The organism is Lyngbya confervoides BDU141951 (assembly GCF_000817775.3).
GTDB lineage: Bacteria > Cyanobacteriota > Cyanobacteriia > Thermosynechococcales > Thermosynechococcaceae > Lyngbya > Lyngbya confervoides.
The window spans coordinates 1-9,989 of the sequence record NZ_JTHE03000122.1; the positions used below are offsets into that span (position 1 = coordinate 1).

A 9,989-nucleotide genomic window follows, 5' to 3' on the forward strand; every position below is an offset into this window, starting at 1 on the left:
ACACAATGTCGTGGATGCTCTCATTGCTCTATTTTCTGGAAGCCCCAAACCTTTCTTACTTCAGCCTGAGTAGTTACTTTCCCTGGGCAGAGAAAATTTGGTGTCCTTCATCTTTCAACAAAAATGCACAGACTAATTAACTCTTTTTCATCATCTTGAAGAAGAAAAAATAGACCCCTCGCTGGTAGACCTATTTAGGTAAGGATGGCCAGAACTCCTTCCATATAAATTTTCAGGTGCACCTTCAGCAATCATCTTCGGGGCTATTTTTGGCTGTCTCTATGGGGGAGTAACAGGGTTTTTCTTGATTAAGATATTGAGACGGTGAACGTAGATTTTATTGCTTTCTTGAAAAAGGCAATAAAAATTGCTGGGTTAATAAGTCAACAGGATAAATGATGTCTAGGGAGGCAATATATATCTATTATGCCGGAACTATGTCTAACGGCTTGGCACTCACTCTACAACTGTAGATTCCTTCTGTGAACTGACAACAGAGAACCTATCAACCTATCATTAATGAAGATTTATTTTAAATCAACTCCCCTGCCATTTTATGTTGGAGAATGGCTGGAAACAATTATTTGCCCAAAGCGATTGGTTCTGAGTTAACAGTCATCATTAATAAAATGCTGCTAGATGACTTCAGAGTCTGATACCAATCTGTTGTTGAAGTCCTACAGGATTTACATTAACTTAAGCCTCAATTTGTTACGTCGACCCTTAAGGAAAGATTTGTACCCATGGCTCGAATAGGACCAGACTCGGCAATACAGCAGTTCGAGTTGCGCGGCCAGGAGACCCTAGGAATTGGCCGTGATCTCGCCAATGACATGGTTATTAATCATCCAATGGTGTCGAGATTTCACGCCCAAATCAGGCCACAGCATGGAAACTATGTGATCCGCGATTGTAATTCCACCCATGGCACCTTTGTCAATGGCCAATCCGTTACTGGTCAGCGGGTTCTGAGGATTAATGATGTCATTCACATAGGTCCTTGTTCACTTACTTTAAAAGATAATGAAATCCTCTTTGCGTTCAACGAGTCAAGGAGTTTACGCCTGGATGCGATCCATCTGCACTATCAAAAGGCTAAAAAATTGAGCCTGCTTAAAGATGTTTCTGTTTCCATCCAGGCTGGGGAGCTTGTGGCGATCGTCGGGTGTGCTGGATCTGGCCTGACCACCTTACTTCTTGCCCTCAGTGGTCTTCGACCTGCTACCTGTGGAATGGTTTTGGTGGACGGGACGGACCTCTACCAAAACTTCAATGCCTACCGCACCGCAATTGGGTATCTGCCGCAATGGAATATTTTGCATCGGAAACTAACGGTAGAGCAAACACTGAACTTTGCTGCCCAGCTAAGGCTTCCAGCAGATATTACCCGAGCCGAGCGCAAATCTCGTATCTCTCAGGTGCAGATCGACCTGGATTTAACCAACCGGCGAGATTTGCCTATCCAATCGCTGAGCGACTACGAAGTCAAGCGAGTCTCGTTAGGTATAGAGTTACTGACCCAACCGAGTATGCTGTTCATAGATGAGATTACCTCGGGTCTGTCAATAAATACAGAGAGAGAGATGATCATGCTGCTACGGAAATTGGCAGACCCAGGACGCACGATTGTGACAGTTACCCATGCTACGGATCTTGAGTTGTGCGATCAGGTGGTGTGGCTGACCCGCAAAGGCTGTCTAGCGTTCTTTGGCCCATTCCAAGAGGCTCTGCAATATTTTGGAGTGGAACGATTTGGTCAAATTTATGGCGAGTTGGAAAATAAGCGATCGCTGGAGCATTGGCCACAAAAATACTTGCGATCGCCCTACTATCAAACATATGTCGTCAACCGACAGCAAGCATTCAATGTTCCAGAGACACCTACGACTCCACGACTGTGCCAACAGTTGCCTGGAGCCCAGACCAAACGCATCTCCGGTTGGCGGCAATTCTGGATTTTGTCTAAACGCAATTTGGCCATGCTCCAGGGAGATCGCCCTGGCTTACTAAGGATGCTAGCAGTTTCTCCAGTACTGGGATTGGTAAACTTCCTTATCTGGCGTAGGCCCTTGTTCGGTGTCGGAGATGCTAATCCTAATCTGGCCATTCTAATGCTGTTTACAACAATTGTAGTGGCGATGATTGCAGGTAGTTTCCCCACCAGTCTCATAATTGCGAAGGAACATAATATCTATCGACACGAGCGTATGAATGGACTGAAGGTTATTCCTTATGTTTTGTCAAAATTTGAAATAGGTTTATTATGGTCCGTCTATCAGTCTGCAGTTTTTCTATTATTCACAGTGATTGCTGTACCGGACTTATTGGCAACCCCGACGATCTTGATTGGCACGTATTTCTCGATTACCCTATCTACCCTTGGTGGGACAGTGCTGGGATTGTTAGGATCAGCTATTCCTAGCCCCCATTATATTTCACACTCATTTATTCTTCTGAACTTACTGATTGTTCAAATAATATGTGGGGGAGTCATCTTTCCCATCAATGCCCTAGGAGCAACAGGGAAGGTACTGAACCAACTATCTCTGATCAAGTGGCCCTTTGAAACACTGGTAACCCTGTCGGGGTTAGATACTGATATTGTCTATGATGTGAATGTGTCCAGCCATTTATTCATTGCTGCTGGATTGATCGGCGTTTTGTTGAGTTTGATTCTAATCGTGCAGAAACTAAAAGACTTTCTTTATCGAAACGACCCCTTTTATTGGATCATTTGAGGGCTGATGGTGTAGAAAAATATTTTCCGAAGAAATAACAATCAAGCGCCCATTTTGAGCCAGCGAAGCTATAACTTTTGAGACCCCATATTTTGAGGTGATCTAGGGGGCAAGTTTTTTCTCTGAGCAGATTTTATTTTTCTGTACCCCTAAGGGCTAGGCTGTCTCAGTGATCGCACTTTTCGTCAGCCCACCACCCTGTGGATCGTCGCAGAGATGGCAAGGGTGCATGAGCTAAGAAGAAACTTTGGGTGAAGGATTTTGACACTGCCGGAGGGTTCCGTCAGTGCCAGATGTGCGCCCAGGGGTGTTGAGTGGTGAAACGCTGAAAGGACTAAATGAGTTTTGTGCGTTTTGCCATGTGGTGCTTAATGTGTATACGTTTGAGCTAATTCCGAGTCGGATAGTCCGGGTAGGAAAGGGCGAGGTTACAGAGGCGATCCGTGGCTTGGGGCCAGATGAGCTGATGGTATAGGTTTAAATAATCCGGGTGAATCCCCCAGGTCAGCAGCCTGGTTAGAATACGGGTTAACCCAGACTGAATCCCAGAGGATTGTGATGATACAGCGACTGGCTTCAATTCCCCCCCGTTGGCGTCGATGGATTAAGGGGGTTTCTCCGATCTTAATGGTGGTGGCCCTTGGGGTTGACGGGGCGATCGCCTACCGGTGGTCCCAATCCCTTGCGATTGTGCCTCCTTGGTCAGTTTTGGGAGTGCTGGGCACAGGAGCCCTGGTGGCCCATGGATTCGAAGGGATAATTGCCGGATCGATGGCCCGCAGCCGAGGTCAACATCCGTTACGGTACGGCATCTATACCTTTTGGATGGGCACCGTTGCCCTGGTGGAATTGCTGGCCCTGGAGCCCACCGATTAAAACTCACCCATTCAGGGCTGAAACTTGCATGTATGCCCCCGGTTCACCCGGTTTTCCACTGCTGGCTGTTGCTTTGCTGACTGCGGACTTGACGCTGCTTGGGATGAACTTTAGAGTGAGCAGCATCGGCAGTCTCTATCCTGGGTAATCCATTATGTGGGTGGTTTGGAAAAAAGTCGGACTCTTTGAGCATTACCTGAGCCCCTCAGGAGGATTTAAGCCAGGACTTCACAACGCCCAGCGATTTCATTCTCAGCAAATGGCTGAGGTGATGGCTCGCCAGCAGGGGGGCGCGGTGCGATCGCTGAGCAGCGAAACCGAGTCTGGTGAGTCTGGCTCTCAGCGACCATAGATCTGCTTCACCGTGGGTCTGGACAGGACCAGAATGGTAAAAACTCCGAGGGCCGTCCCTAGGGGAACCGATAGGCAGATTAAACAGGCCACGACAAAGCTAAAGGTATAGTGGGTGCGCCGGGATAAAAAACGTCCTGAGCAGATCAGGCAAATTGCCAGGGTGATTCCCAATACGAGAACCCCCAGCCCAGCCCCGAGAAAAATCCAGCCAAATTCTGGCGGAGGTGCCGAGGCCCCTTCCTCTATGGGAAACGCGTCCTCTGCGTTTAGCAAGAAAATTCCAGTGCCAATGTGAATGAGAGAAAAGAGGGACATGGCCGCGGTCAGTCCTCCCATCACATAGTGCAGGGTCGATAACAGCCGAAGCTGTTCTTGATCTCGATTAGGCTGAATTTGCATAAAACCCGTCCACGGTGGTGCAGCCTAGGGGATAGGTGAACTTTACCACAGGGGTGCCCCAGAGATTCCTGGATCGCTAGATCCCTGGAGGCCGGTCTTAATCTATAGTGATGATCGTTTAGAGTGATCACCCTCTAGTGATCACCCCTTGGCGAGGATCGGCCCTGTGACCCTGAGTCTTGTTCCATGTTGACGCTTGTGGCCAAAGTTGCTGGAACGGATTCCCATGCCGTTGACGATACCCTCTCGCTCACGGCGGCGGAGCGCCAGCGCAGTTTCTATCGCTGCACCTCTACCAAGGGACAGCCTCTAAAGCTTCAGCTCAAGCGGGGGACGGTTTTGAATGACGGCGATATCCTCCTGAGCGCCCCGCACGCTCAGGAGGCGCGGCAAAGAATTCAGGTGCTTGCTCAGCCAGAGCCGGTCCTGACCCTGCGATCCGATCATCCCCTGGCCCTTTTAAAGGCGGCCTATCATTTAGGGAATCGCCATGTGCCTTTGGAAGTGGGGGAGAACTATCTGCGCCTCTCTCCTGATCCGGTGTTGCAAACCCTGTTAGCAGCCCTCCCGGTGACGGTCACTGCAGAGGTGCTGCCCTTTTATCCAGAGCGCGGGGCCTATCTTTCCCACCATGATTAGTTCATTGCCGCTGATCAAACTATTACAGCTAGCCAGTCCGTCGTTGCCGGTGGGGGCCTATAGCTATTCTGAAGGGCTTGAAACCCTGTGCGATCGCGGACTGCTGACCACGGCCTCTGCCCTAGAACGCTGGCTGAGGGCAGAACTGGACTATGGATCTATTAATGTGGAGACAGCCGTGATGCTGCGGGTTTTACGCGCTGCTACTGAGGTTGATACCGTCCGTTTTTGGAATAGCTGGTATGCAGCCAGTCGAGAAACCGAGGAGTTAAGGGGCCAAAGTCTCCAGATGGGGCGATCGCTGCTGCAGCTGATCTCCAACCTGGAGCCCCACTTCTCTGCACCCTTGGCCGCGCGCCACTGTCACTATTGCACGGCCTTTGGGCTGGCGGCTGCCCTCTGGCACATCGATCCGCAGTCGGCCAGCCTGGGCTATCTCCACAGTTGGGTGGCGAACTTGGTGAATGCAGGCATTAAGCTGATTCCCCTGGGACAAACCCAGGGACAGCAAATCCAGGCCAATTTAAGTGGCGCAGTGCTTCAAACCAGCGAGAAAGTTTTACCCTGGACCGATGATCAGCTAGAGGCAAACAGCTGGGGACTGCAATTGGCAAGCATGAACCACGAGGGGCTGTACAGTCGAATTTTTAGAAGCTAAACCGGGCAGGCTTTCGAGGGTAGGGGGAGTTCCTGCCCCTCTTGGCCAGGACTGGGCCTAATCCGCCTCCGGGTAGGCTGCAAAATACTCATCCATTTCATCGGAGTCGACCAGGATTTTCAGGCTAGCATGGCGGGCCTGCATGATGCGCTGGGCCAGTCGGGCTATGTCTCCTTCCTTGAGATCCGAGTCGGCCACCTCGTCGCAGATGCGGCGGAAGGCTGCTTCCAGCTCGTGGTAAAACCGAAACCGAAGTTGTTTAGATTCCTCACTCAGCATAGGTTTAAATTTAATTTAGTCTTTACGAGAAATATAGTCTTTGCGAGTTCCCTTGGCCTCAATTGCATCCCCTATTCTATGCAGGGCATGAACGTAGGCGGCGGTTCTTAAAGAAATTTGTTTGCTTTGGGCCACTTCCCAGATATGGTGAGCTTCAGAAACCATGCGCTCCTTGAGTCGTTTTTTGACCTGATCGGCGCTCCAGTACCAGCCGCCTCGATTTTGCAACCATTCGAAATAGCTGACGGTGACGCCCCCAGCGTTCACCAGGATATCGGGAAAGACCTGGATGCCCTTGGCTTCCAAAATGGCGTCTGCTCCAGAGGTGATCGGGCCGTTCGCCACCTCAAAAATATATCTGGCCTGAATCTGGTCAGCATTGTGTTGCGTAATCTGTCGCTCCAAGGCTGCTGGAATTAAGATGTCCACCGGTAGGGTTAGCAGCTCCTCATTGGTGACCACGTCGTGATCCACCAGATTACACAGGCTACCTTCGCAGTAAACAGCCTGAATGCCGCGACTTTCCTCTTTGATGTGACGAATGCTGGGAATGTCCAGACCAGAGGGCCGATAGATGCCCCCCTTGGAGTCGCTGACCGCCACTACCCGGTATCCGGCCTCCGCCAGGCATTGGGCCACAACCGCCCCCGCATTGCCAAATCCCTGCACGGCCACCGTGGTGGTCTCTGGGACCAAGGCTAGTTTCGGGGCAATCGCCTCAATCACAAAGAAGGCGCCCGTGCCCGTTGCCGTGTCTCGTCCAACGCTGCCGCCAATGGCCAGGGGCTTGCCGGTGACGACCCCTCGCTCAATGCGCCGCTTGATGAGGCTGTACTGATCCATCATCCAGCCCATAATCATGGAGTTGGTGTAGACATCGGGAGCCAGGATATCTACGTCTGGGCCAATGAGGTCGGCGATCGCGTCGATGTAGCCCCGACTAAGGCGCTCTAGCTCCATTTTTGAAAGACTTTTGGGGTCTAAGGTGATCCCGCCCTTGGCTCCCCCGTAGGGTAAGTTGAGGGCAGCGCATTTAAAGGTCATCCAGAAGGCCAGGGACTTCACCTCATCTAGGGAGACATTGGGATGGTAGCGGACGCCCCCTTTTCCTGGCCCGCGGGTGGTGTCGTAAAGCACCCGATACCCCTGGAATACCCGCAGCGATCCGTTATCTAGGCGGACAGGGATCGAAACCTGCAGGCTTGTTTTGGGATATTTCAGATATTCCAGGGTGTCCTCAGACAGGCTCACGTACTGCATCGCCTTGTCTAACTGTAGGCGGGCATCTTGAAATAAACTGGTGCTGACTTCCCCCATTGTCGCCTCCTCAGTTCTGACAACTGTGTCTTGTGTGTCTTGAAGTTACTCCCATTCTAGAAATGAGCGTCTTGATCAACGGTGAATCTCAAGAAAAAGTATTGAAACGTCACGCTTGGCTGTAAACTCCGGTGTTTCTACTGATTTATCCTGAGAAACAGGGGGCACTATTGGAAATGAGCTATTTCTTTTTTTCAAAAATAAATAATGTCCTCGCGCTCGTTTTCTCCGCTCATCCAATTTCTGCAATCAGACCTCGGACTTTCTGGGGACGCGATCGCCGTGGCTTTCCGTACTCCTTTGCTCAGTCCCAATCAGGTCCCAGTGGCTCTTTGGCAACTGGGACTGTTGTCGTTGGAGGAGGTGAGTCGCGTGTTTGATTGGCTAGAGCATCAGCCCATGCCCGACCCCGCTTGAAGGGCTCTGGTCCCGAGAGGGGGTTGCCCATTCCCTCGCTGTTTGATGGCGGATTGCTTGATAGCCGACTGATCTGCTGAATCAGGCTCTGTGTTCGGAGTTTGTCTGGCCCTGGAGGTGGGCTCCACGTCCTGAAAAATTCCCCCGGAACCCTAAACAGGGAGGAGCTTGAAAATGAGACTATTTAAAAAGCTAAGAACGATGGCCCCAATTAGGGCGCTCCAGAACCCCCACTTGAGCCTAAATCCGCTGACTAAAAATGCTGCAATTCCAAAAAGCATTGCATTGATCACCACCGAAAATAATCCAAAGGTGATAAAGGTGATCGGAAAGGCAAAGAATCGGAAAATTGGCCCTAAAATTGCATTGACAAATCCCAGCACGGCTGCTGACCAGAGTGCCGTTCCAAAGCTATCAATTTCCGTGCCTAAGGGGAGGCGGGAGAGAATGAAAAGACTCAGGCTGGTGACTAACCAGGTGACGAGAATTGTAGTAAACATGGTTCTACCCACAGATATCTACCCGCATTCTACGCGGTGGATCGCTGTTTTGACTCTGTGCCATTGATTGTGCCATTGATATTTTGATCTACGGCCCGGCTTGCCCCGGCGGATGGGTACGTGCAGCGATCGCGAGGGTGAATAAAAGGCAATGAAGATGGGCTTGGGTCTGCGGCCAGGACACCCCGAACACCGAGATGGGACAAGGGTGCCGGACGGCGCAAAATAGAGGGAAGTCGCAATTTCGGGCGGATCAGGCCATGGACCCCATGTTTAACGCCTGGGCGATCGCCAACCCTCTCAGGGATTCCTGTCGGATGCAGGCAGCGCAGGACAAGCTTTCGCACAATCCTTAGGCGCCAAGGTCTTCCTCGGATGGAAGCTCTCAATATTTTGACAGTTGGGAATCTAGACTTGCTTCTCCCTAATCCTGAAAGCTAGGCACTATTTTCCGATCCATGGGACTGAGCCATAAGGACTCACTGCTGCGGGGCAGGGTTTCAGCGATTCTTAAATTTTTCTATTTTTCCAAGGAATCTTGATGATTTAGCCTAATAATAACCTAACATATAGCGGAAAAGGCTTTAGGTAATAGAAGGAGGATATATCACGGTTGATCGCCCTGTTTTTGGTTGTTTTTTATCTGGTTGTCGAGGCCTAAAACGACTCAGGTGCCTTAGGGCCGGTGCGATCGGTCTAGTTTCTGTTGGTCGCAATGGCAAGGATTATTCGTTGCCATATTATTCTCCAGGAGATAAAAGTTTGGGGGCGGTCTGGTGGGTACATACCATTTTTGTAGACCTCACCCTAAGATCCCTCTCCCAAGGAGTGAAGGGAACTCTGAAACTGGCTCTTCTTCTTCCGTTCTGGGAGGAAGGGTTGGGTGCTGAGGGTAAACCTGCAAAACCGGGATGCACTCGATCGTCTGGGAAGTTGATCCCAAAATCATTTAATCTCCAAAATAACGCTTGACACGCCCTCACTCTCGATTTCTTTCTCATTTTGGGCAAAGCATTCCGGTATTTCAAATGCTTAACTAATGGATACCTCGAATGGTTCAAGCTTATTGAAAATGACTAAGGAAAATCCGGCATCCTATTAACTATGATTTGTCAATAAGACTATTTGCGAGGTGCCCTAGGGAAGTGTATGTTTTCTAAAGATGAAATGACACCAATTGATCAATTGCATAAGCGGTTTGTTGATCAACTTGATACTCTTATACCTTTTCTAGGTCTCGCCCACGAAGAGATTTTCCTAACTCTTCACGAAAATTACTGCGGATGGTTCTCTATTGAACAGCAAGCTACACTTCCCAATTCGTTTCGAAAGTATCGTACTCAGGTCTCACATGGTGCTTTTCTATTAGGGTATTCTTATGCTGAAGCATTTATTACAGATTTAATTTGGACTATTTATCATTGCCGTCGCGATCTATTGCCTCCGGATAAGGCTCTTAAGTTTAGCGAGGTATTTTCCCTAGGAGACTATGAACGAATCATCATGAAGATGATTGACAATACATTAGGAGATATGAATAGTCTAGAAAAAAAGATACATCATTTGGAAACAAGGCTGGGTCTTAAAGTTCCCCAAGCAAAAATGCTTCTTGAAGCACATAGTGCGAGAAATGCTTTAGTTCATAACTCTGGTCGCGTGAATAGACCACAAACCTCTACTTCTCGCTGGCAATTGGGAAATATCATAGAGCTTACAGTAGATAATGTTCACTGCTTGTAACTACTCAGGCTTAAAAAAATCAGGTCATTTCTGAAGATTGCGAAAAGAGGAGATAAGCTAGTTTTGCAAGAC

12 protein-coding genes are annotated in these 9,989 nt (G+C 49.6%); 8 read left to right on the top strand and 4 right to left on the bottom strand.

What is annotated here, in order from left to right:
* Positions 1-743 precede the first annotated feature (743 nt).
* The 4 genes from QQ91_RS21505 (at position 744) to QQ91_RS21515 (ending at position 3,966) form a co-directional block, all read left to right on the top strand.
* Complete coding sequence (locus QQ91_RS21505; protein WP_166283682.1) at positions 744-2,738, top strand: ATP-binding cassette domain-containing protein; 1,995 nt, start codon at positions 744-746, stop codon at positions 2,736-2,738.
* Positions 2,739-3,033: 295 nt separating this feature from the next.
* Positions 3,034-3,213 carry a hypothetical protein gene (locus QQ91_RS21755; protein ID WP_349306882.1) on the top strand — a complete coding sequence of 60 codons (180 nt, stop codon included), beginning with the start codon at positions 3,034-3,036 and terminating at the stop codon, positions 3,211-3,213.
* Positions 3,214-3,296: 83 nt separating this feature from the next.
* Positions 3,297-3,614 carry a hypothetical protein gene (locus QQ91_RS21510; RefSeq protein ID WP_166283684.1) on the top strand — a complete coding sequence of 106 codons (318 nt, stop codon included), beginning with the start codon at positions 3,297-3,299 and terminating at the stop codon, positions 3,612-3,614.
* 154 nt (positions 3,615-3,768) lie between these two features.
* On the top strand, positions 3,769-3,966 hold the full coding sequence (locus QQ91_RS21515; protein ID WP_166283686.1) for a hypothetical protein: 198 nt from the start codon (positions 3,769-3,771) through the stop codon (positions 3,964-3,966).
* On the opposite strand, the gene QQ91_RS21520 is transcribed toward QQ91_RS21515, so the two are convergent.
* Entirely contained in the window at positions 3,954-4,367 is a 414-nt protein-coding gene (locus QQ91_RS21520; protein WP_166283688.1) for a hypothetical protein, read from the bottom strand. The two genes, QQ91_RS21515 and QQ91_RS21520, sit on opposite strands and share 13 nt — an antisense overlap.
* A 186-nt stretch (positions 4,368-4,553) precedes the next feature.
* On the opposite strand from QQ91_RS21520, the gene ureE reads away from it, so the two are divergent.
* Together ureE and QQ91_RS21530 are read left to right on the top strand one after the other, a co-directional pair.
* Entirely contained in the window at positions 4,554-5,006 is a 453-nt protein-coding gene (gene ureE, locus QQ91_RS21525) for an urease accessory protein UreE (protein ID WP_166283690.1), read from the top strand.
* The gene (locus QQ91_RS21530) at positions 4,999-5,664 is read left to right on the top strand and encodes an urease accessory protein UreF (RefSeq protein ID WP_166283692.1); all 666 of its coding nucleotides are present in this window, start codon (positions 4,999-5,001) and stop codon (positions 5,662-5,664) included. The genes ureE and QQ91_RS21530 overlap by 8 nt, the downstream gene beginning before the upstream one ends.
* A gap of 57 nt (positions 5,665-5,721) precedes the next feature.
* Here QQ91_RS21530 and QQ91_RS21535 read toward each other — a convergent pair whose 3' ends face one another.
* The gene (locus tag QQ91_RS21535) at positions 5,722-5,943 is read right to left on the bottom strand and encodes a hypothetical protein (protein ID WP_166283694.1); all 222 of its coding nucleotides are present in this window, start codon (positions 5,941-5,943) and stop codon (positions 5,722-5,724) included.
* Between the two features lie 15 nt (positions 5,944-5,958).
* Positions 5,959-7,260 (bottom strand): Glu/Leu/Phe/Val family dehydrogenase, encoded by a 1,302-nt coding sequence (locus tag QQ91_RS21540; protein WP_166283696.1) that lies wholly within the window; start codon positions 7,258-7,260, stop codon positions 5,959-5,961.
* A gap of 207 nt (positions 7,261-7,467) precedes the next feature.
* Here QQ91_RS21540 and QQ91_RS21545 point away from each other — a divergent pair, with 207 nt between their 5' ends.
* Positions 7,468-7,677, top strand: a complete 210-nt coding sequence (locus tag QQ91_RS21545) for a DUF2949 domain-containing protein (RefSeq protein ID WP_166283698.1) — start codon at positions 7,468-7,470, stop codon at positions 7,675-7,677.
* Between the two features lie 152 nt (positions 7,678-7,829).
* On the opposite strand, the gene QQ91_RS21550 is transcribed toward QQ91_RS21545, so the two are convergent.
* Entirely contained in the window at positions 7,830-8,177 is a 348-nt protein-coding gene (locus tag QQ91_RS21550; RefSeq protein WP_166283700.1) for a phage holin family protein, read from the bottom strand.
* A gap of 1,149 nt (positions 8,178-9,326) precedes the next feature.
* Here QQ91_RS21550 and QQ91_RS21555 point away from each other — a divergent pair.
* On the top strand, positions 9,327-9,917 hold the full coding sequence (locus tag QQ91_RS21555) for a hypothetical protein (protein WP_166283704.1): 591 nt from the start codon (positions 9,327-9,329) through the stop codon (positions 9,915-9,917).
* The last annotated feature ends 72 nt before the right edge of the window (positions 9,918-9,989 follow it).

Coding starts and splice junctions, on each gene's coding strand:
- QQ91_RS21505 (WP_166283682.1), top strand. CDS start 744: ATGGCTCGAATAGGACCAGACTCGGCAATACAGCAGTTCGAGTTGCGC.
- QQ91_RS21510 (WP_166283684.1), top strand. CDS start 3,297: ATGATACAGCGACTGGCTTCAATTCCCCCCCGTTGGCGTCGATGGATT.
- QQ91_RS21515 (WP_166283686.1), top strand. CDS start 3,769: ATGTGGGTGGTTTGGAAAAAAGTCGGACTCTTTGAGCATTACCTGAGC.
- QQ91_RS21520 (WP_166283688.1), bottom strand. CDS start 4,367: ATGCAAATTCAGCCTAATCGAGATCAAGAACAGCTTCGGCTGTTATCG.
- ureE (WP_166283690.1), top strand. CDS start 4,554: ATGTTGACGCTTGTGGCCAAAGTTGCTGGAACGGATTCCCATGCCGTT.
- QQ91_RS21530 (WP_166283692.1), top strand. CDS start 4,999: ATGATTAGTTCATTGCCGCTGATCAAACTATTACAGCTAGCCAGTCCG.
- QQ91_RS21535 (WP_166283694.1), bottom strand. CDS start 5,943: ATGCTGAGTGAGGAATCTAAACAACTTCGGTTTCGGTTTTACCACGAG.
- QQ91_RS21540 (WP_166283696.1), bottom strand. CDS start 7,260: ATGGGGGAAGTCAGCACCAGTTTATTTCAAGATGCCCGCCTACAGTTA.
- QQ91_RS21545 (WP_166283698.1), top strand. CDS start 7,468: ATGTCCTCGCGCTCGTTTTCTCCGCTCATCCAATTTCTGCAATCAGAC.
- QQ91_RS21550 (WP_166283700.1), bottom strand. CDS start 8,177: ATGTTTACTACAATTCTCGTCACCTGGTTAGTCACCAGCCTGAGTCTT.
- QQ91_RS21555 (WP_166283704.1), top strand. CDS start 9,327: ATGTTTTCTAAAGATGAAATGACACCAATTGATCAATTGCATAAGCGG.